This is a genomic window from Achromobacter sp. GW823-FHT04E03 (assembly GCF_058796095.1).
The window spans coordinates 1,231,794-1,251,802 of the sequence record NZ_JBXAIJ010000002.1; the positions used below are offsets into that span (position 1 = coordinate 1,231,794).

General features: G+C 66.9%; 17 protein-coding genes. 10 read left to right on the top strand and 7 right to left on the bottom strand.

From position 1 onward, the window contains the following. Positions 1 to 2: 2 nt before the first annotated feature. The 10 genes from AC1RHV_RS17035 to AC1RHV_RS17080 all read left to right on the top strand — a co-directional run bounded on the left by AC1RHV_RS17035 (position 3) and on the right by AC1RHV_RS17080 (position 13,254). Complete coding sequence (locus AC1RHV_RS17035) at positions 3 to 2,705, top strand: type VI secretion system Vgr family protein (RefSeq protein WP_492301446.1); 2,703 nt, start codon at positions 3 to 5, stop codon at positions 2,703 to 2,705. A 17-nt stretch (positions 2,706 to 2,722) separates the two neighbouring features. Continuing rightward, complete coding sequence (locus AC1RHV_RS17040) at positions 2,723 to 3,568, top strand: DUF4123 domain-containing protein (protein WP_492301448.1); 846 nt, start codon at positions 2,723 to 2,725, stop codon at positions 3,566 to 3,568. Next, complete coding sequence (locus tag AC1RHV_RS17045; RefSeq protein ID WP_054452035.1) at positions 3,558 to 6,194, top strand: T6SS effector BTH_I2691 family protein; 2,637 nt, start codon at positions 3,558 to 3,560, stop codon at positions 6,192 to 6,194. Before AC1RHV_RS17040 ends, AC1RHV_RS17045 begins: the two co-directional genes overlap by 11 nt. Positions 6,195 to 6,211: 17 nt before the next feature. Continuing rightward, a complete protein-coding gene (locus tag AC1RHV_RS17050; protein WP_225588882.1) occupies positions 6,212 to 7,123 on the top strand; it encodes a DUF6708 domain-containing protein in 912 nt (303 codons plus the stop codon). An 80-nt stretch (positions 7,124 to 7,203) separates the two neighbouring features. After that, a complete protein-coding gene (locus tag AC1RHV_RS17055) occupies positions 7,204 to 7,902 on the top strand; it encodes a glutathione S-transferase N-terminal domain-containing protein (protein ID WP_119450347.1) in 699 nt (232 codons plus the stop codon). Positions 7,903 to 7,965: 63 nt separating this feature from the next. Continuing rightward, positions 7,966 to 8,892 (top strand): LysR family transcriptional regulator, encoded by a 927-nt coding sequence (locus AC1RHV_RS17060; protein WP_492301450.1) that lies wholly within the window; start codon positions 7,966 to 7,968, stop codon positions 8,890 to 8,892. Between the two features lie 77 nt (positions 8,893 to 8,969). Then, a complete protein-coding gene (tcuA, locus tag AC1RHV_RS17065) occupies positions 8,970 to 10,385 on the top strand; it encodes an FAD-dependent tricarballylate dehydrogenase TcuA (RefSeq protein WP_125470132.1) in 1,416 nt (471 codons plus the stop codon). Further along, positions 10,372 to 11,601 carry a tricarballylate utilization 4Fe-4S protein TcuB gene (gene tcuB, locus AC1RHV_RS17070; protein WP_492301452.1) on the top strand — a complete coding sequence of 410 codons (1,230 nt, stop codon included), beginning with the start codon at positions 10,372 to 10,374 and terminating at the stop codon, positions 11,599 to 11,601. The genes tcuA and tcuB overlap by 14 nt, the downstream gene beginning before the upstream one ends. A 74-nt stretch (positions 11,602 to 11,675) precedes the next feature. After that, a complete protein-coding gene (locus AC1RHV_RS17075) occupies positions 11,676 to 12,650 on the top strand; it encodes a Bug family tripartite tricarboxylate transporter substrate binding protein (protein ID WP_119450343.1) in 975 nt (324 codons plus the stop codon). A 40-nt stretch (positions 12,651 to 12,690) separates the two neighbouring features. Continuing rightward, entirely contained in the window at positions 12,691 to 13,254 is a 564-nt protein-coding gene (locus AC1RHV_RS17080) for a WG repeat-containing protein (RefSeq protein WP_119450342.1), read from the top strand. A 14-nt stretch (positions 13,255 to 13,268) separates the two neighbouring features. Here the strand turns inward: AC1RHV_RS17080 and AC1RHV_RS17085 are convergent, their stop codons facing one another. The 7 genes from AC1RHV_RS17085 to AC1RHV_RS17115 form a co-directional block, all read right to left on the bottom strand. Then, the gene (locus AC1RHV_RS17085; protein ID WP_054452025.1) at positions 13,269 to 14,681 is read right to left on the bottom strand and encodes an aminotransferase-like domain-containing protein; all 1,413 of its coding nucleotides are present in this window, start codon (positions 14,679 to 14,681) and stop codon (positions 13,269 to 13,271) included. Between the two features lie 27 nt (positions 14,682 to 14,708). After that, entirely contained in the window at positions 14,709 to 14,852 is a 144-nt protein-coding gene (locus tag AC1RHV_RS17090) for a DUF2474 domain-containing protein (RefSeq protein WP_082400805.1), read from the bottom strand. Beyond that, positions 14,852 to 15,859, bottom strand: coding sequence for a cytochrome d ubiquinol oxidase subunit II (gene cydB / locus AC1RHV_RS17095; protein ID WP_125470129.1), 1,008 nt, complete (start codon positions 15,857 to 15,859; stop codon positions 14,852 to 14,854). The genes AC1RHV_RS17090 and cydB overlap by 1 nt, the downstream gene beginning before the upstream one ends. 4 nt (positions 15,860 to 15,863) lie before the next feature. Beyond that, the gene (locus AC1RHV_RS17100; RefSeq protein ID WP_054452023.1) at positions 15,864 to 17,300 is read right to left on the bottom strand and encodes a cytochrome ubiquinol oxidase subunit I; all 1,437 of its coding nucleotides are present in this window, start codon (positions 17,298 to 17,300) and stop codon (positions 15,864 to 15,866) included. A 301-nt stretch (positions 17,301 to 17,601) separates the two neighbouring features. After that, entirely contained in the window at positions 17,602 to 18,297 is a 696-nt protein-coding gene (locus tag AC1RHV_RS17105) for an alpha/beta hydrolase (protein WP_492301455.1), read from the bottom strand. 87 nt (positions 18,298 to 18,384) lie between these two features. Beyond that, on the bottom strand, positions 18,385 to 19,263 hold the full coding sequence (locus AC1RHV_RS17110) for an EamA family transporter (protein ID WP_175161304.1): 879 nt from the start codon (positions 19,261 to 19,263) through the stop codon (positions 18,385 to 18,387). Between the two features lie 18 nt (positions 19,264 to 19,281). Continuing rightward, positions 19,282 to 19,899, bottom strand: coding sequence for a nitroreductase family protein (locus AC1RHV_RS17115; RefSeq protein ID WP_175180579.1), 618 nt, complete (start codon positions 19,897 to 19,899; stop codon positions 19,282 to 19,284). Between the last annotated feature and the right edge of the window lie 110 nt (positions 19,900 to 20,009).

The following is a 20,009-nucleotide window of genomic DNA, read 5'->3' on the forward strand; positions in this document are numbered from 1 at the left end:
ACATGCCGATGGATAATGCCGGCCTTTCCCGAATGTCGATCGCGTCGGTCGACCAGGCCAACCGTTTGCTGGACCTGCGCACGCCGCTGGGCGCCAACCGGCTCGTCGCGGAAACGCTGTCCGCCACGGAGACCCTGTCGGACGGCGCGTTCCGGCTGGAACTGACTGCGCTGTCGGACGATGCCGGCATCCCCTTGTCCGAACTGCTGGGCAAGCCGGCGACGCTGCGCCTGCAGACCGCGCTGGGCCGCGAACAGCCCCGTGTCTGGAATGGCTACATCATGGCGGCCGAGTTCCAGGGCGCCAACGGCGGGCTGGCGCGCTATGGATTGACGCTGGAGCCCTGGCTCGCGTTTCTGCGCGCGCGCCGCGACAGCTTTGCCTATCAGGACAAGACAGTCATTGAAATCGTCGACAGCATCTTCGGCGATTACAAGGACCAGGGGGGGCTGGCGCCGCAATGGCGCTGGGTGGTGAAGGACCGCGCCGCCTACCCCAAGCGCAGCCTCACCGTGCAGTATCGCGAAACCGATCATGCCTTCGTCGAGCGCCTGCTGGCCGAAGAAGGCCTGTTCTACTGGGTGGAGCATGAGGCCGGCGAAGGCGAGGGCAGCCACACGCTGATCATTGCCGACCACAACGGCGCCTTTCAGCCCGGCCCGCAGGCCAGCGTGCGCTTCGCGCGCGCCGACGTGACGGAGACCGAGGACAGCATCCAGCAATGGAGCCGGCGCGCACGCTGGCAAACCAATGCGGTGCGCATGGCCAGCTGGGACTACCGCAGCGCCCAGGCCAGGCCGGTGGCAGCGCAGGTCGATGCAGGCGGCGCGAAGGGCGCAATGGATCTGGTCGTCAACGACTATCCCGGCCAGTACGCCTACGAGGACAGCGCGCAGGGCGAACGCCTGGCGCACATCGCGCTGGCCGCGCTGCGCGTGGGCCAGGACAGCTGCGAAGGCGCGGGCACGGTGCGCACGCTGGCGCCGGGCCAGCGCTTTGAGCTGACCGGGCATTATCAGCAGGGCGGGGCCGCCTATGTGGCGATCGCCGTGCGGCACGAGGCCCGCAACAACTTCGACGAGGACCTGGGCCGCGCCGTGCGCGAGGCGCTGGGCGAGACCGGTCCGCAGGCAGCCGAGGCCGACTTCTACCGCAATACCTTTACCTGCATCGGCATCGATACGGAATTCCGCAAGGCCACGCGCGACGGGCACGGCGAACGCCTGCATCCGCGGCCCACCGTGTACGGCGCGCAGACCGCGCTGGTGGTGGGCGCCGAGGCGCCGGTGCACACCGACCGCGATCACCGCGTCAAGGTGCAGTTCCATTGGCAACGCGGCAAGGCTTCCAGCAGCCGCCTGGAGCATCCTTCGGGCGACGAGAACGCGCCGGCCAAGGACGAACTTGGCACGTGGGTGCGGGTGGCGGAGTCCGTGGCGGGCGGTGACTGGGGCGGGAACTTCGTGCCGCGCGTCGGCCAGGAAGTGCTGGTCGAGTTCCTGCACGGCGACATCGACCGCCCCGTGGTGGTGGGCGCGCTCTACAACGGCGCAGGCGCCGAGGACGCCGCGCATAACCAGGTGCAAGGCGGCGCCGCCAACGCCACCGGCAACGCGCCCGCCTGGTTCGCGGGCGGCGCCGACGGTCATGCGCACAACGTGGTGATGTCCGGTTTCAAGACGCAGGCGCTGGCCAGCAGCGGCCAGGGCACCGGCGGCTACAACCAGCTGGTGCACGACGACACGCCCGGACAGTCGCGTCTGACGGCTTCGACCACGCAGGCCGAGAGCCGCCTGAACCTGGGCCATATCAAGCAGCAGCGCGACAACGAAAGACTGCAGGACCTGGGCCACGGCGCGGAACTGTCGACCCGAGAGGCGGTGGCGCTGCGCGGCGGCTCCGGTCTGCTGATCAGCGCGGACCTGCGCGGGAACGCCGAGGGTGCGTTGCTGGACAGCTCGGAAGCGGCCAAGCAGATCGAGCGGGCGGCGCGTTCAGCGGAGGAGTTGGCGCAGGCGGCAGCGCGACAGAAGGCGGTGCTGGAAGACGATCCGGAAACACTGCCGGCGCAGGATGCATTGAAGCACGTCCTGGAGGTGATCGACGCGAAGCAGGACGCGCCCGAGGGCGAGCCCGTTGCCGCCTATAGCGAACCACAGTTGCAGGTGAGCGCGCCCAGCGGCATCGGCCAATACACGCCGGCCGACGCCTTCCTGGCGGCCGGGGCGTCGTTGGCGCAGGTGGCGCCGGACGTGAACTGGGTCAGCAGCGCCAACCTGGCGATGGGCGTGGCCGGCGGCGCGGTGCTGTTCACGCTTGGCCGCAAGGCGTCCGGCGGCAGCCCGGTGCAGGGCCAGGGGCTGCTGCTGCATGCGGCGGGCGGCAAGCTGCGCCTGCACAGCCAGGATGCCAAGATGACTCTGTCCGCGGAAAAGGCGGTGACCTTCGCGTCGGCGCAGGCCGGCGTGACGGTGCAGGCCGCCAAGCGCGTGCTGGCGACGGCCGGCGGCGCCTATGTGCGGGTGGAAGGCGGCGGCATTCAGCTCCATGCGCCGGGGAAGGTCGAGCTGAAGGCCGGCGTGCATAACTGGGTCGGCCCGGAAAGCAGCCAGGCGAACCTGGTCTTCAACGAAGCCAGCCCCTTGTGCGAAGCGCGCGTGCGCGGCGCGGCCCAGCGCGGCGGCGCCGTGGTGCCGCTGGGTTGAGGCGGGAGGAAGGCGGCATGCTCGATTACCAGGCTTTCAGCGCCCATGGCTTTGGCCTCATCCAGGACGAGCGGACGGCCGGCGTGCCGGCCTGCGTCCAGGCCGAAGCCCTGGTGCCGCCGGCGCTACGGAAAATGCCGGGACTCATGCCCCGGTTGGTGGACCTGACCGCAATGCCAGCGGCGGACAAGGCGCAGGCGCTGGCTAGCCTGAACCAGGCCTTGCTCGATGGCGAGGATCTCTGGCTGGGGCTGCTGTTGCAGTCCGATCAGCCCGCCGATGCCGTCGCCGCGCATCTGCGCTCGCGGATGATCGTCGACATCGCGGGACAGGGGCCGTGCTTTTTCCGCTTTTTTGATCCGCGCGTTTTGGTCCAGCTGCCATGGATGTTGGACCCGGCGCAGCTGGTCTGGCTTTGCGGGCCGGTGCAGCGCTTCGTGTTCCACCTGGATGGCGCATGGCGTGCGGTGGCGCGCCCCGACGCCGAGGGGGCGGCGCGTCCGAAGCTGAGCGTGGATCAGTCCTTCGCCTTGACCCAGGTGCAGGCCCTGAATGAAGTGCTGTCGGACCTGGATACGCTGGAGCCCGAAGGGCGCGTCGCCTTGGGCCAGAAGGTGATGGCGCATTTCCGCACGGCCCGCGAACTGGGCCTGGCGACCGCGCTGGAACGCAAGGCGTTTGCACGGCATGCCCTGGACGTGCACCCCGCCTTCCACCGCCACGAGCGGGTCCGCGCCTGCCTGGCAGCAATGCAGCCCGAAGATGATTACCCCTACCTTGCTGCGGTCCAGGACCTGTCCGATGAGGACTGGTCCAGCGTGCGCGCGGATATGGAACGAACTGGAGAGCCCGATGGCCGATGATGCAAAGAACTGCGGGAAGAAGCGCTCGTCGCTGGATTGCGGAGAGGATTGCCCGTTTCACCGGATCGGCCTGCCCATCATGCCGCTGCGCTACGCGGTGCTGAAGAACGACGGTGCCTTTGCGGCGCTGGACGGCGACCTGAACACGCCGCAGCTGGCAGAGCGGCCCCTGGGTGACAGCGCGCGCTATGGCGTGCGGCTGCTGCGTCCGGGCTATCTGTACGTCTATGACGAGGCGCGCTCTGAGCTGAAGGGCTACTACGTCAACGAAAACGCCACGCTGTACAACTTTGATCTCGACAAGCCGGTGCAGGACTGCGACCGGACCTTTACTTGCACGATGGACCACGAAGCCAAGGCTTCGCTGCTGACTATTCCGAACGCCAAAAAAGCGACATTCGTATGGTTGGCGTTTTCGGACGTGCAGTGGACCAAGGACGTGTGCAAGGCGCACAAGGGCAAGAAGGGCGCCGATATGCGCGAGCGGCACATGTTCAAGTTCGATGTGCAGGCCTGGCTCAGCAGCGGCAAGCACGCCAATGCCAAGAGCATCAACACCCTGAAGGATACGGCCGCGGACTACCAGGTGCATCGCAAGCGCGACCTGGATCAACATCAGAAGCAGCAGTTGCTGGGTTGGAGCACCGTCGGCTATTACGACGTGAAGGGCTGGATGGGGGAAATGATCGAGAACGCCGCGGAGGCCTTCCTGCCCGGCAAGGGCCTGATGCTGGCGCTGCCGGACAGCACCGGAATCCTGCAGGATCTCGCGCGGCTGATGCGCATACGCTTCGACGACTTCGTATCGAACAAGGAGGACCTGCGTCCCCTGACCGTGTCGAAGTCCATCGAGTCTCTTAGCGAAATCATCATGCAGTCGGCCGAGAGCGAGTTCCTGGAGCAAAGAGGCCGGGATGCCACCAACCATACGGTCTATGGGACCACGACTCCGAGTATGGGAGCCGGCCCGGGAGGGTCGGGGGCCGGGGGGCTGGCGGTAGGCCAGATGCTGGCGGACTGGCTGATGCCGGAGAACAAGAAGCAGCGCATGGCCGAGGCGGAGGACTATCGCCATCCGACCGAGGCCGAGCGCGGCAAGGTGCGCTGGGAAGCCTGGTCGAAGTACTTCGACAATTACGACGAGAACGCGCGCAGGGCATGGCAGAAGGGATTCGACGAGCGCTTGGCGCAATTCGACGCGGCGACCATCGTGCCCTTGGCGAAGGCGCACGTGGCGTGGATCACCTGCCAGAAAACGCTCGATTCGTTCGAATGCAACTACGACTCCAATAACGCGGATAGCGGTGCGGTTTACCAGACGGTCCTTGCGTTGTGCATCGACGGAACCCAGGACAAGCGCATTTGCTTCAAGCAGTACGCGGACTGGCTACAGGGGGAACCGGACGACACGCGCAACCTGTTGCTGCGCGCCATGTTCCACAACCAGGATTTCGTGGTCAAGAAGGTGGTCGAGGCGCACGAAGCGGCGCTCGACTGGAAGGCCATCCCCTGGGGCAATCTGCACGAGGCCTACAAGACCGGGCTCAAGGTGCTGAGCGAAGGTCAGATGGACAAGACCGCGCGCCTGCTGGAGCAGGTCATGGGGCCGGTTGTGCATGTGCTCAGGCTGGGCGTGGATAGCGGCATCGCGCGCAAGCTGGCGATGTACGTGGGCCTGCTGGCGCGGCAGAACGTGGCGATCGTGGAAGTCGAGGGCGGCAAGAAGGCTTTCCGCGCCGCGCTGATCCGCGAGGTACTGCGCCAGCATGGCAGCCAGGTGAGCATGCGCCAGATGGAGCAGGCGGTGGCGGACGAGCTGCGGCGGTTGGAGGTGCGCGGCGAACAGCTGGAGGGCACCGACAAGAAGCGCTGGTTCATGCTGGTGGACAGGGACGCTGCCGCCAATGTGTCAACGGACCTGCGGGCCGCGGATAGGGCCAGGGCCTTGGCGCAGACCACCATGACGGTCGAGGAATACGAAGCCCGGGAACTGTCGCGCTGGCGCACCGCGATCAACACGGACGTCCGTGTCGGCGTCGTCGGCTGCCTGTTCCAGACTGTGGCGGTGTACAAGCTCTGGAGCGACCTGGAATCGGCCATGCCTCACGAACGCAGCGACGCGAGCTGGAAGTTCGTGGTCGGCATCGCGTCGGCGGGCGGCTCGGTGGCCGACGTACTGGGCGTGGCGCTCAAGAGCCGGCAGGCCGCGGGTATGCGGCTGGGGATTGGGGTGGGACTTGAAACCACCGGTTCTCTGCTGGTGCGATGGGGCGGCCGCATAGGCGTCGTCACTGGCGTCATCATGGCCGTGTTCGATTTCAAATCTGCCGCGGACCAATTCACGATTGAAAAGAACGGCTTGATGGGCGGGCTTTACCTTGCCTCGGGTATCCTCAGCCTGGTTGTCATCGGAGCGTTCGCCCTGTCGGCCACGGTCGTGGGCCTGATCGCGGCGGTGCTCCTGATCATCGTGGCGATATTGATAGAGAAGTTCAAGGGCAACAAGATCGATGAATGGCTGAAGCGCTGTCTGTGGGGGAAACTGCAGGGACAGGCCGGGGCCGATTACTACTATGGGGTGCAGCAAGAGATGAACAGCCTGCGCGTGGCCTTGGGAGGGTCGTGATGGACTTTACGGGACTGATGTCCAGGTTCCCTAACGATCGTCCGCTTTCGGAGTTCGACCGCGAGCATCGCTTGCTGCAAAAGAAGCGTCTCGATGTGCCGCTGCTGGCGCAGCTCTGCGTCGTGAAGATGAATTCCAACAGCCTGCTGTCGGTGGATCGCTGGTATGGCTGGCGAGGCTTTATTGCACTGATCGGCGCCATAGGAATCGCCTTTGGTGTGGGTGGCATCCTGATGCTGGCCTGGATTCTGGTAGCGGGCGATCTGCCCAATGAGAACGGTCTCTGGGAAGCGATCTTCATCGGAATGGCGATGTTCGCCATGCTGGGCTTGGCTGGCGTCTGGATTGCGTGCAAGGAGATGTTCCGTTGGACCTACTATCCCATCGCGCTGGATCGCAAGCGCCGGCTGGTACACGTGTTCCGGCTGAATGGCACCGTCTTGACGGCGCCCTGGGACAAGATTTACTTCACGCTGGGCCGAGGCAAGGGCACGTTCGGCTGGCTCAACTGGGACATACGCGGCCTGATCCTGGCCGAGGACGGCGTCACGGTGCAGGACACCTTCGCCTTTTGCATCGCCACCAGCCGCGTCGAAAATGCCTATTCCCACTGGGAGTTCCTGCGCCGGTACATGGAAGAGGGTCCTCAGGCGGTGCTGGATGCGGTCCTGTACTGCATGCCCGTCGACGGCAAGCGCGAGAGTTTCGCCTTCAGCAAGGAACGCATCTTCGCCAATGATGCGCAGAGCCCTGGCCTCATGTATTTGGTCATGGTGCCCTTCAACTACCTGCATGCCATCATGCGCTGGGCGGTGATGCAGACCAGCAAGATCCCGGCGTTTCCGCCGGAGATCGAGGCCACGCTGCAACCTGAGCCGGGCGACAAGTACGTGCGCGATGCGTCGATGAATCCCGAAGACCTGCGCTAGGGGATTTCATCCGGCGGCGCGGCGGACCGGATTTGCGCTAGGATTACCCCGACCTTTCCGCCCCTCCCTGGAGCCCCCGCATGACCGACCTCAGCGCCTTTCCCATCACCAAGAAGTGGCCCGCCCGGCACCCCGACCGCATCCAGCTGTATTCGCTGCCCACGCCCAATGGCGTGAAGGTGTCGATCCTGCTGGAGGAAACCGGGCTGCCCTACGAGGTCCACCGGGTCAGCTTCGACGCCAAAGACCAGTTTTCGCCCGAATTCCTGTCGCTCAGCCCGAACAACAAGATCCCGGCCATCCTCGATCCCAATGGTCCCGAGGGCAAGCCGCTGGGCCTGTTCGAGTCGGGCGCCATCCTGATCTACCTGGCCAGCAAGGCGGGCAAGTTCCTGCCGGCGGACACGGCGGGGCGCTATGAGACCCTGCAATGGGTCATGTTCCAGATGGGCGGCATCGGCCCGATGTTCGGCCAGCTGGGCTTCTTCCACAAGTTCGCGGGCAAGGACTATGAAGACAAGCGCCCGCGCGACCGCTACGCGGAAGAATCCAAGCGCCTCTTGAACGTGCTGGACCAGCGCCTGGAAGGCCGTGACTGGGTGATGGGCGACGAGTACACCATTGCCGACATCGCCATCCTGCCCTGGGTGCGCAACCTGGTGGGTTTCTACGGCGCGGGCGAGCTGGTGGAGTTCTCGCGCTTCAAGAATGTCGCCCGGGTGCTGGAAGCCTTCGTGGCGCGTCCTGCGGTGGCCAGGGGCCTGACGATCCCCGGATAACGCCGCGCGTACCCTGCCTCTACAATCGGCCCTGTCATCCCTTCTGGAAAGCCGGGGCCGCCCATGGAACTGCGCCAACTGCGTTACTTCGTCCGCGTCGTGGAGGCGGGCAGCATCGGCCGCGCCGCGCAGTCCATAGGAATGGTGACGTCGGCGCTCAGCCAACAGATCAGCCGGCTGGAGGGCGAGCTGTCCACGCGGCTGCTGCGGCGCAGCGCCAGCGGCGTGGAGCCCACCGACGCGGGCTTGGCGTTCTTCCGTCAGGCGCAATTGGCGTTGCGCCACGCCGACGATGCGGTACATGCCGCGCAGCAGGCCAGGCTGGCGGGCCACGTCAGCGTGGGCCTGCCTTCCACCACCGCCGCCATCCTGGGCGCGCCCTTCGTGCAGGCCATGAACGAGCGCTATCCCGACATCCGTCTGCATCTGGTTGAGGCGCTGTCGGGCCATCTGAGCGACATGCTCAATGGCCGCATGCTGGACCTGGCCATCGTGTTCCAGGCCGAATCCGCGCGCCGCTGGAGCGTGACGCCCTTGCTGGACGAGCCGCTGTTCCTGCTGGCGCGGCCGGACATGGCGGGTTTGCCTGCCGGCGTGACCACGCGCATCGAGGCCATTGCGCATCTGCCTCTGGTCCTGCCCAGTGGACGCCACGGGCTGCGGGCGCTGGTCAACAACGCGTATCAGCAGTCGGGCCGCACGCCGCTGGTGGCGGTGGAGGTGGACGGCCTGCCGGTGCTGATGGACGTGGTGCAACTGGGCCACGTGGCCACCATCCAGCCCAGTTCCGCCATGGCCCGGATCGCGCCGGGCCAGCTGCACATGGCGCGCATCGACGACGCGCACCTGTACCGCCCCAATCTGCTGGCCAGCCTGTCGGAGGACGAGCTGTCGCCTGCGGCGCTGGCCGCCCGCCTGGTGCTGGCCGATGTGTCGCGCACGCTGGCGCGCGAGGGCAAATGGCCGGTGGTGGCTCTTCACGATTCATGAAGACCTGTTGACGGCTGGCTGATATCGGCGGGCGCTGCCGCTCGCTACAGTCCGTTCCTTGGAAGAGGAACGATGGCATGGTCGACGTCTTGGTGGTGGGAGGGGGCAACGCGGCGCTGTGCGCGGCCCTGATGGCGCGCGAGGCCGGCGCCAGCGTGCTGCTGCTGGAAGCGGCGCCGCGCGAATGGCGCGGCGGCAATTCGCAGCACACGCGCAATCTGCGCTGCATGCACGACGCGCCGCAGGACGTGCTGGTCGAGGCCTATCCCGAGGAAGAATACTGGCAGGATCTGCTCAAGGTGACGGGCGGGCTGACCAACGAGCATCTGGCGCGGCTGGTCATCCGCGAGTCCTCCACCTGTCGCGACTGGATGCGCCGCCATGGCGTGAACTTCCAGCCGCCCTTGTCCGGCGCGCTGCACGTGGCGCGCACCAACGCCTTCTTCATGGGCGGCGGCAAGGCCCTGGTCAACGCCTACTATCGCAGCGCCGAAGCGCTGGGCGTGCAGATCCGCTACGACGCGCCGGTCGACTCGCTGGAGCTGGAGGAAGGGCGCTTCGTGGCGGCGCGCATCGGCCATGAGCGCATCGAGGCGCGCGCCTGCGTGCTGGCGGCCGGCGGCTTCGAATCCAACCGCGAATGGCTGCGCGAAGCCTGGGGCCAGAACGAGCGCGGCGAATGGCCGGCCGACAATTTCCTGATCCGCGGCACGCGCTACAACATGGGCGTGCTGCTGAAGTTCATGCTGGACGCCGGCGCGGACAGCATCGGCGATCCGTCGCAGTCGCATTGCGTGGCAATCGATGCGCGCGCGCCGCTGTACGACGGCGGCATCTGCACGCGCATCGATTGCGTGTCGCTGGGCGTGGTGGTCAACCGGGAGGCCAGGCGCTTCTACGACGAGGGCGAGGACTTCTGGCCCAAGCGCTACGCGATCTGGGGCCGCCTGACAGCCATGCAGCCGGGCCAGATCGCCTATTCCATCATTGACGCCAAGGCCGTGGGCCGCTTCATGCCGCCGGTGTTCCCGGGCGTGCAGGCCGACACCTTGCCGGAACTGGCGGTGAAGCTGGGGCTGGACCCGGCGGTCTTCGAGCAGACCGTGCGCGACTACAACGCGGCCTGCCGCGTCGGCAAGTTCGACCATACGGCGCTGGACGACTGCCATACCGAAGGCCTGGCGCCGGCCAAGACGCACTGGGCGCGGCCCATCGACACGGCGCCGTTCTATGGCTATGCCTTGCGGCCTGGCATCACCTTTACCTACCTGGGCCTGAAGGTGGACGACACCGCCGCGGTCCGGTTCAGCGACGTGCCCAGCGACAACCTGTTCGTCGCGGGCGAAATGATGGCAGGCAATGTGCTGGGCAAGGGCTATACGGCCGGGGTGGGGATGTCCATCGGCACGGCCTTCGGCCGCATCGCCGGCACCCGGGCCGCCGCCGCCGCGCGCGGCCGGCATAACGCGGAAGCACGACATGAAGCAGCTTGAAGCCCTGGCCCGCGAGGCCCAGTCCTTTTCCACGCAGCATGGCGAGGCAGCGCCCGTCATGGCAGAGCAGCCGGTGCGCTGGCATGGCAAACAGGCCGAACGCCGGGCGGATCTGCTGACGGGCGATGAAACCGAAGTCGCCCGCGTCATGCAGATCTGCAACGCCTGCCGCTATTGCGAAGGATTCTGTGCGGTGTTTCCCGCCATGACCCGTCGCCTGGAATTCGGCAAGGCCGACTTGAACTACCTGGCCAACCTGTGCCACAACTGCGGCGCCTGTCTGCATGCCTGCCAGTACGCGCCGCCGCACGAGTTCGCGGTGAACGTGCCGCAATCCATGGCGCGGGTGCGGATGCAGACGTACACCGACTACGCCTGGCCGCCCGTGTTGGGCAGGCTGTACAAGCGCAACGGCCTGGCCCTGTCGTTGGCGACGGCCGCAGGCCTGGCGCTGTTCCTGGCCCTGGCGGCGCTGATGGGGGGCGGGCTGCTGCATGAGCCCATGGGCGGCAACTTCTATGCCATATTCCCGCACAACACGCTGGCGCTGATGTTCGGCGCGGTGTTCGGCTTTGCGATGCTGGCGCTGGGCGTGGGCGTGACGCGCTTCTGGCGCAATGTCAGTCCGGGCGCGGCTACAGGCGCTGCAGTGGCGGAAGCGGCGCATGACGCCCTGCGCCTGCGCTACCTGGATGGGGGGCATGGCAAGGGCTGCAACAACGCGGACGACGCCTTCACCTTGTGGCGCCGCCGCTTCCATCACTTCACGTTCTACGGCTTCATGCTGTGTTTCGCCGCCACCAGCGTGGCGACGCTGTATCACTATCTGCTGGACCAGCAAGCGCCGTATCCCTTCTGGAGCGCGCCTGTGCTGCTGGGTACGGCAGGCGGCTTCGGCCTGTTGATCGGACCCGCGGGACTGCTGTGGTTGAACCTCAAGCGTCATCCGCAGCAGGGCGACGCGGCGCAAAAGCCCATGGACCGCGGCTTCATTGCGCTGCTGTTCCTGACCAGCGCCACGGGCCTGGCCTTGCTGGCCGGCCGCGACGGCGGCGCGATGGCGCTGCTGCTGGCGATTCACCTGGGCGTGGTGATGGCGCTATTCCTGACGCTGCCCTACGGCAAGTTCGCCCACGGCATCTATCGTTCGGCCGCGTTGTTGAAGTGGGCCATCGAGAAACGCCAGCCCAACAAGCTGCAACTGGGCTCGGATTGAAGCACCGCGCAGCCGCGCGGCCATGACGGCGTCCGTCGACGGCGCCGCGACCGACAACAAACCAGGAGACTTCAATGTTCCGCACTTCCTTGCTGGCGCGTGCCGCGCTGGCCGCCTGTCTGCTGCCGGCCTTGCCGGCGCAAGCCCAGTCCTTCCCCTCGAAGCCGATCACGCTGGTGGTGCCGCATTCCGCGGGCGGCACCTCGGACATCCTGGCGCGCACCGTTGCGGCGGAGGCGGCGAAGACGCTGGGGCAAACCATCGTCATCGACAACAAGGGCGGTGCCAACGGCACCATCGCCGCCAAGCAGGTGGCGATGTCCGCGCCGGACGGCTACACGCTGCTCTTGGCAACTGCCAGCACGCACGGCATCAATCCGTCCTTGTACTCGCGGATTTCGTACGATGCGGTGAAGGACTTCACGCCCGTGACGCTGCTGGCCACCGTGCCCAATGTGCTGGTGGTGGGCAAGCAGGTGCAGGCTGCCAATGTGCAGGAGCTGGTTGCCTACATCCGTTCGCAGGGCGACAAGATCAACATGGGCTCGGCCGGCGCGGGCACGCCTGGCCATCTGGCCGGCGAGATGTTCAAGAGCGCCGCGAAGCTCCAGTTCACGCACATCCCCTACAAGGGCGGCAGTCCGGCCATCACCGACCTGATCGGCGGCCAGATCGACTTCATGTTCACGACCATTCCCGGCGTGCTGCCGCACGTAAAGGCCGGCACGCTGCGCGCGCTGGCGGTTACCTCGCCGCAGCGTTCGCCCGCCATGACGGATATCCCCACCATGGCGGAATCGGGCCTGCCGGGCTTTCAGGCCGTGTCGTGGCACGGCATCGTTGCGCCGGCGGGCACGCCGGACGCGGTGGTCGCCACGCTGAACCAGGCGTTGAGCGGCGCGCTGGCCGCGCCTGCGGTCAAGCAGCGCCTGATGGAAGAGGGCGCGCAGGCCTCCAGCCTGAACACGGCGGCGTTTGGCGCCTTCATCCAGAGCGAGATTGCGGCCTGGGCCAAGGCCGTCAAGGATTCGGGCGCCACGGCGAACTGATACCGGGGGCGTAGAGCGGGGCAGTGTCCTAGAATGACGCATGCTTATTGCCCTGCTCACCACGCTGGCCCTGGCAACGGGCAACGCGGCTGCCTTCGAACTTTCCTGCTTCTATGCGGACAAGACCGACGAAGGCGCATTCGGCCACGCGGAACAGTGCGCCCGCGAGGACGGCGGCGGCATCGTCTTCAACCCCGAAATCTTGCGCCGCATGCAGTTCGGCGCCGATGGCCTGGCGCCCGCGGCCGTCGCTGGCTGGCGTTGGGTGCGGCCGGATGGCCGGTCGGTGTCCGTGATTACCTACGACAACGGCCCGGACGAGTTCGAGGAAGGGCTGGCGCGCGGGCGCAGGCCGGAAGGCATGGCCTACTACGACAAGCAGCTGGAGCTGGCGCTGGCCACCTCCTATGCGTGGGCTGAGCCTTTCAGCAGCGGTCTGGCCGCAGTGTGCAGCCATTGCGTCAGCGTGCAGGATGGCGAGCATTCCGTGATGGTCGGCGGCGATTGGGGCGCCATCGACCGCAAGGGCGTCCTGGCGCTGCCCCTGCGGCCGGACGCTGCGTCCTTGCGCAGCGATCTGGAGGCCGCGAGAAAGCGCCGCTGAACGACGCTCGCGGATCAGCCGCCCGCCAGCAGCTTGCCCAGCGTCGCCATGCCTTGCTCCATTTCGGGATTCCAGGGATGGCCGCCGTTCAGCCTCAGGAAGTTGCCGAAGGCGCCTGACGCTGAAAACAGCGGACCCGGGGCGATGCTGATGCCGTGTCCCAGCGCGGCGCGGTGCACCTTGAGCGTGTCGATATGGGCCGGCAGCTCCACCCACACGAAGTAGCCGCCCAGCGGTCGCGTGGCGCGCGTGCCCTTGGGGAAGTAGCGGGCGATGGCTTGCAGCAGTTCCCCTTGCTGCTGGGCCAGCGCCTGGCGGAATTGCCGCAGGTGGCGGTCGAAGCCGCCTTTTTCCAGATAGGCTGCGATGGCCGCCTGCGTAGGCGCGGCGGTGGCCAGGCTGGTGGTGAGCTTGTTGCGCATGATGCGCCGCGTGTAGCGGCCGGCGGCCACCCAGCCCACGCGGTAGCCCGGCGCCAGGGTCTTGGAGAACGAAGAGCAGTGCATGACGATGCCATCGCGATCGTAGGCCTTGGCGGGGCGCGGACGCTGCTCGCCGAAGTACAGCTCGCCGTAGACGTCGTCTTCGATCAACGCCACGTCGTGGCTCGCAAGCAACCGCACCAGCGCTTCCTTCTTGTCGTCGGGCATCAGGCTGCCCAGCGGGTTCTGGAAGGTGGTCATGAGCCAGCAGGCTTTGGGGCGGTGGCGCAGGATGGCCTGCTCCAGCGCCCGCAGGTCTATGCCTTCGCGCGGATGCGTGGCCACTTCGATGGCGTGCAGGTGGTTGCGCTCCAGCGATTGCAGCGCGGCGTAGAAGGTGGGGGATTCCACGATGACCGCGTCGCCGGGCTCGGTGACCGCCGCCAGGCTCAGGTTCAGCGCGTCCAGCGCGCCGTTGGTGATGATGATGTCGTCCACCGGCACCGACATGCCGTCGGCCAGGTAGCGCAGCGCGATGGCGCGGCGCAGCGCCGCGTCGCCCGGACTGAGGTCGTCGATCGAGCCCCAGGGGTCCAGGCGCTGCACCGTGGCTGCCATGAACTTCGCCAGGCGTCCGTAGGGCAGCAGCGACGGGTTGGGAAAGGCCGAGCCGAAGGGCAGCATGTCGCGGCGCAGGGTGGCGTTGAGCACCTGCAGCACGTTGTCGCTGACGTCCACCGGATGGCGTCCGGCGCTGGCGCTGGACAATCCGTCCAGCTCCGGTAGCGTGGCGTGCGGCGCGCGCAGCACGTAATAGCCGGAGCGGTCGCGCGCCCGGATCAGGCCGCGGGCTTCCAGCAGGTAGTAGGCCTTGAACACCGTCGACGGGCTGACCCCGCGGCTGGCGCTGGTCTGCCGCACCGAGGGCAGGCGGTCGCCCGCCTGCAGCAGGCCCGATCGGATCGAGGCGGTGATTTCTTCTGTCAGCCGTTCATAGCGCTTCATGGGCGGGTCCGTTTGTTTGGAGCGGGTTCAGGTCGACATGCCGATGGATCTCATCACCAGGCGCAGCGCATAGGCCGCCACGCCCAGGGCCGCGACACTGCATGCCCAGATCATCGCCAGCCAGAGCAGGCGGCTGCGCCATGAGGGCAGGGAGGATTGGGAGCCGTTCATCAGTGGAACTCCTCGCCAAGGCGCACCTTGCCCCGGAACACGTAGTACGACCAGGCGGTGTACATGAGGATAATCGGAATGATCGCCAGCGCTCCCACCAGCGCGAAGCCCAGGCTTTGCGGCGGCGCGGATGCGGTCCAGATGGACACGTCAGGCGGGATGATGGCGGGCCAGATGCTGATGCCCAGGCCGCTGTACCCCAGGAACAGCAGCGCCAGCGACAGCACGAAGGGGCCGGCGTTGGGCATGCCCTTGACGCGGCGGATGAGATCGAAGCCGGTCACGGCGACCAGCAGCGGCACGGGCAGGAACCAGAACATGTTGGGCAGGCTGAACCAGCGCTGCGCGATCTGCGGCTGCGCCAGCGGCGTCCAGACGCTGAGCGCCGCGATCACGGCCAGCAGCAGCAGCGTGAGCGGACGGGCGATGTCGCACATGTGGCGGTGCAGGCGGCCTTCGGTCTTCATGATGAGCCAGGTGCAGCCGAGCAGCGCGTAAGCCACCACCAGCCCCGCCCCGGTGAAGAGCGAGAACGGGCTGATCCAGTCCCAGGCGCCGCCTTGATAGGCGCGGTCCACGACCGGGATGCCTTCGATGTAGGCGCCCAGCGTCACGCCCTGGAAGAACGTGGCGCACACGGAACCGAGCACAAAGGCGCGGTCCCACAGCGGGCGGTGATGCTCGTCCGCCTTGAAGCGGAATTCGAACGCCACGCCGCGGAAGATCAGGCCCAGCAGCATGAATACCAGCGGCAGGTGCAGCGCGCTCAGGATCACCGAGTAGGCCAGCGGGAACGCGGCCATCAGGCCGGCGCCGCCCAGTACCAGCCAGGTCTCGTTGCCGTCCCACACGGGCGCCACGGTGTTGACCATGACGTCGCGTTCCTCGCGATCGGAGATCAGCGGAAAGAGGATGCCGATGCCCAGATCGAAGCCATCCATGATCACGTACATCATCACCCCGAACAGGATGATGACGGCCCATACCAGTGCAAGGTCGATGCCCATGGCCTCAGACTCCCGAATGCTTGCGTTGCGCGGGCTCGATGCCCGCCAGGGTGGAGGCGGCCGACAGCGGCCGCGAGGGCTGGCGCGGTTCTCCCGGGCCGCCCGACAGCGGCGCGTGGCCGGGGGCGGGGCTGGGGCCCATGCGGATCAGGCGCAGCATGTACGAGACGCCGGCGCCGAACACCAGCAGGTACACCACCACGAACAGCGCCAGCGTCAGCGTCAGTTCGCCCAGTCCGTGCGGCGTGGCCGCGTCGGCGGTGCGCATGACGCCGTACACCACCCAGGGCTGGCGGCCGATTTCCGTCACGTACCAGCCGGCCAGGATGGCGATCAGCCCGGAAGGTCCCATCCACAGCGCAAACCGGTGCAACCAGCGCGATTCGTACAGCCGGCCACGCCAGCGCGACCACGCGGCCCAGAGGGCGAGCGCGATCATCAGCATGCCCAGGCCCGCCATCACGCGGAACGACCAGAACACGGCCGTGGCGTTGGGACGGTCTTCGGGCGGATAGGACTTCAGACCCGGGAACTGGCCGTCCCAGCTATGCGTGAGGATCAGGCTGCCCAGGCGCGGAATGTTGACCGCGTAGCGCGTTTCCTCGCGCTCCATGTCGGGGATGCCGAACAGTGTCAGCGGCACGCCAGCGCCAGGCTCGTTTTCCCAATGGCCTTCGATGGCCGCGATCTTGGCGGGCTGGTGCTTGAGCGTGTTCAGGCCATGGAAGTCGCCCACCACGGCTTGCAGCGGGGCCACCAGCAGCAGCATGCCCATGGCCATCGCGAACATCTTCTTCACGGCGGGGCTGCGGTCGCCGCGCAACATGTGCCAGGCGCCGGATGCGCCCACCATCAGCGCGGTCGCCAGGAACGCGGCGATGCCCATGTGCGCCAGGCGGTAGGGGAAGGACGGATTGAAGATCACGGCCAGCCAGTCCGTGGGCACCACGCGACCGTCCAGGATTTCATAGCCGGCGGGCGTCTGCATCCAGCTGTTGGAGGCCAGGATCCAGGTGGCCGACACCAGCGTGCCCAGCGCCACCATCACGGTCGAGAAGAAATGCAGGCCCGGCCCGACGCGCGACCAGCCGAACAGCATCACGCCCAGGAAGCCGGCTTCCAGGAAGAAGGCGGTCAGCACTTCATAGGCCAGCAAGGGCCCGGTCACGCTGCCGGCGAAATCCGAGAAGAAGCTCCAGTTGGTGCCGAACTGATACGCCATCACGAGGCCGGACACCACACCCATCCCGAAGTTGACGGCAAAGATCTTGGTCCAGAAATGGTAGAGGTCGCGGTAGACGGTGTTGCGCGTGCGCAGCCACAGGCCTTCCAGCACGGCGAGATAGCTGGCCAGGCCGATGGTGATGGCGGGGAAGATGATGTGAAACGAGATGGTGAAGCCGAACTGTATTCGGGCAAGCAATAGCGCGTCGCTATCCATGGCGGTATTCCTGACTTCTTCGCCAGCGCGCCTCAACCGCCACAAGACGGCGTGCGCTGACGGGTGTTTGACCTACACCGTGAAGTTAGAGCCGCAGCCTGGATCAGTACAGATTCAGAGCATGAATAAAAAAGCGGATCAGTTTGGATGGATTGCCGGAAGAAAATGGGCTTTCCATAGGGAAAACATCTGTGCTGCAAGTCTTGCGAAGACGATGAAGTTACAAAAAAAGCAGCACAGAAAAGGCGGGTGCGTCCCCTGATACGCTGGTTTTTGAGTGCGCAGCCCGCCAGGCCGGCGCCTAGGATGCGCAGCCGCGCGCCGCTTCGTCGATCAGGCCGGCCACCTCGGCGGCGCGCGACGCAAGCGATGCGTGGCTGGCGTCCAGCGTGATGGTCTTGCGGGTGTTCAGGCGCGCGGCCATGCGCGTCTGGTTTTCGGGGGCGATCATCCGGTCCTGGCTGGATATCTGGTACCAGGACGGCTTGCTGCGCCATGCGGGGACGGACACCGTTTCGCCGAAGGCGCTGGCCAGGGGCGCCTTTTGCGTGACGGCCATGACCAGGCCCTCGTCGGCGGACAGGTCCTGGCAGAAGCTCTCATGGAACTTGTCGGCGCGCAGCCAGAGGTAGCCGTCGCTGTCGGGCGCCAGGTTGGGCGCGGCCGCGGGCAGCATTTCTTGTGTGATGCCGCCCGGGCTTTCTCCCGCGTCCGGGGCGAAGGCGGCGATGTACACCAGGCCGGCCACGTTGGGCTGGTTGCCGGCTTCGGTAATGACCGCGCCGCCGTACGAATGGCCCACCAGCAGCACGGGGCCCTTCTGCTGCGCGATCATTTTGCGCGTGCGTTCGGCGTCGCCGGCCAGGGAGGCCAGCGGCATGTCGACGGCGTGCAGGTCTTGATAGCCCTTGCGCGCCAGTTCCAGGATGACGCGGCTCCAGTGGGCGGCGCCGCCCCAGAAACCGTGCACAAGAATGATGCTGGGTTTGCTGCTCATGATGCGGCTCCTTCCTCGGGATGGAGCAACGATCATGCGCCGGCCAGGACGGCGCCGCCACAACTATTTGCGGCGGCGCCAGTGCCGTTACAGCGGACGCGGGGCAGGCGTGACGGCGGCCGGACGCTGGGCGCGCTGGCTCAGCCACACGCTGGCGACCACGATCACCATGCCGGCGATCTGCGCGGCGCTCAGCTGCTGGCCCAGCATGCCCCAGCCCAGCAGCACGGCGGTAATGGGGCTGAGAAAGCCGAGCGAGGAGACCACCGCGGGCTCCAGCCGCGCTACGCCCCGGAACCAGAGCACATAGGTCAGCGCCGCGCCAATCAAACCCAGGTAGGCGATGCCGGCCACGTTAAGCGCCGTGAGCGGCGGCAGGGCGGGCTCGGCGGCGAAGGCCAGCGGCGCCAGCAGGATGCCGCCCGCCGTCAGCTGCCACGATGTGAAGGTGAGCGCCGATACAGGCGGCTGCCAGCGGCGGCTGAGCACCGTGCCCAGGGCCATCGACGCGGCGCTGATCAGCCCGGCCGCAATGCCTACCGGGTCCAGCGCGGCCTTGGGCGTCAGCACCAGCAGCGCCACTCCGCCCAGGCCGCCCAGCGCCGCCAGCACCGACAGGCCGCGCACGGGTGTGCCCAGGAGGCTGCGCGCCAGCAGGATCACCACCAGCGGCTGGACCGCGCCCAGCGTGGCGGCCACGCCGCCCGGCAGGCGGTAGGCCGCCACGAACAGCAGAGCCCAGAAAACGGAAAAGTTCAGTGCGCCCAGGATGAAGGCGCGCAGCCACCAGATGCCTTGCGGCAGTTGGCGCACGATCAGCAGCAGCAGGAAGCCGGCCGGCAGCGCGCGCAGCATGGCGACCGTCAGCGGATAGTCCTGCGGCAGCATCAGGGTGGTGACGACGTAGGTGCTGCCCCAGATGGCGGGCGCCAGGGCAGTCAACAGCAGATCGGAACCGCGGTTCATGGTCATGCTCCGGCTAGCTCAGGCAAGTTCAAGCACGTCGTGGACGGGGCGGCGCGGCTTCTGCGGCCAATTGCCTTCCTGCGCGTAGCCCATGGCGACCAGCATGACCGGCACCTCCTCCTGGCGCAAGCCGAAGGCCTGGGCCACGCCGGCGGCGTCAAAGCCGGTCATCGGGCTGGCGGCCAGGCCTTGGGCCTGTCCTGCCAGCATCAGGGTGGAGGCGCCGAAGGTGGCGCTGCGCACGGCCTCGTCGCGCTGCGTCTGCGGCGAGTCGGCATAGAGGCGGCTGGCCGCGGCTTCCCAGGATGGCACCATGGCCGCGGGCATGAAGCCCGCGTCCACGGACGGTTGCAGGCGGTCGGCCATCCAGGCGGCCTGGGGCAGCACGCCCAGCACGATGAAGGTCACCGCCGATTCGCTCACCTTGGGCTGGTTCCACGCCAACTCGCGCAGCCGGCGCTTGCCCTCCTGGCTGCGCACGGCGATGAAGCGCCAGTTCTGCAGATTGAAGGCGGTGGGCGCGCGGGTGGCCCAGGAGACCAGGGTACGGATGATGTCGTCGTCCACGTCGCGGGCGGGATCGAAGAAGTTGGCGGAAACGCGTTGCGCGATTGCGTCGGTCAGGGCGTGGTTCATGGCTGCCATCCTTGGGATTTGCTGAGATTGCCGGCTCGCCAGATGCGCGCCGTCTCCATGTCCACAGGCTAATTGAATCCTTGTTTGGCGATAATATCCAATTCAATGGC

What these genes read in the sequence shown, in the direction of transcription:
- AC1RHV_RS17060 (WP_492301450.1), top strand. Translation starts at nt 7,966, where the DNA reads ATGGAACTGCGCCAACTGCGTTACTTCGTCCGCGTCGTGGAGGCGGGC.
- AC1RHV_RS17090 (WP_082400805.1), bottom strand. Translation starts at nt 14,852, where the DNA reads ATGAACGGCTCCCAATCCTCCCTGCCCTCATGGCGCAGCCGCCTGCTC.
- AC1RHV_RS17080 (WP_119450342.1), top strand. Translation starts at nt 12,691, where the DNA reads ATGCTTATTGCCCTGCTCACCACGCTGGCCCTGGCAACGGGCAACGCG.
- AC1RHV_RS17050 (WP_225588882.1), top strand. Translation starts at nt 6,212, where the DNA reads ATGTCCAGGTTCCCTAACGATCGTCCGCTTTCGGAGTTCGACCGCGAG.
- AC1RHV_RS17040 (WP_492301448.1), top strand. Translation starts at nt 2,723, where the DNA reads ATGCTCGATTACCAGGCTTTCAGCGCCCATGGCTTTGGCCTCATCCAG.
- tcuB (WP_492301452.1), top strand. Translation starts at nt 10,372, where the DNA reads ATGAAGCAGCTTGAAGCCCTGGCCCGCGAGGCCCAGTCCTTTTCCACG.
- AC1RHV_RS17055 (WP_119450347.1), top strand. Translation starts at nt 7,204, where the DNA reads ATGACCGACCTCAGCGCCTTTCCCATCACCAAGAAGTGGCCCGCCCGG.
- AC1RHV_RS17105 (WP_492301455.1), bottom strand. Translation starts at nt 18,297, where the DNA reads ATGAGCAGCAAACCCAGCATCATTCTTGTGCACGGTTTCTGGGGCGGC.
- AC1RHV_RS17085 (WP_054452025.1), bottom strand. Translation starts at nt 14,681, where the DNA reads ATGAAGCGCTATGAACGGCTGACAGAAGAAATCACCGCCTCGATCCGA.
- AC1RHV_RS17045 (WP_054452035.1), top strand. Translation starts at nt 3,558, where the DNA reads ATGGCCGATGATGCAAAGAACTGCGGGAAGAAGCGCTCGTCGCTGGAT.
- AC1RHV_RS17100 (WP_054452023.1), bottom strand. Translation starts at nt 17,300, where the DNA reads ATGGATAGCGACGCGCTATTGCTTGCCCGAATACAGTTCGGCTTCACC.
- AC1RHV_RS17115 (WP_175180579.1), bottom strand. Translation starts at nt 19,899, where the DNA reads ATGAACCACGCCCTGACCGACGCAATCGCGCAACGCGTTTCCGCCAAC.
- cydB (WP_125470129.1), bottom strand. Translation starts at nt 15,859, where the DNA reads ATGGGCATCGACCTTGCACTGGTATGGGCCGTCATCATCCTGTTCGGG.
- tcuA (WP_125470132.1), top strand. Translation starts at nt 8,970, where the DNA reads ATGGTCGACGTCTTGGTGGTGGGAGGGGGCAACGCGGCGCTGTGCGCG.
- AC1RHV_RS17035 (WP_492301446.1), top strand. Translation starts at nt 3, where the DNA reads ATGCCGATGGATAATGCCGGCCTTTCCCGAATGTCGATCGCGTCGGTC.
- AC1RHV_RS17110 (WP_175161304.1), bottom strand. Translation starts at nt 19,263, where the DNA reads ATGAACCGCGGTTCCGATCTGCTGTTGACTGCCCTGGCGCCCGCCATC.
- AC1RHV_RS17075 (WP_119450343.1), top strand. Translation starts at nt 11,676, where the DNA reads ATGTTCCGCACTTCCTTGCTGGCGCGTGCCGCGCTGGCCGCCTGTCTG.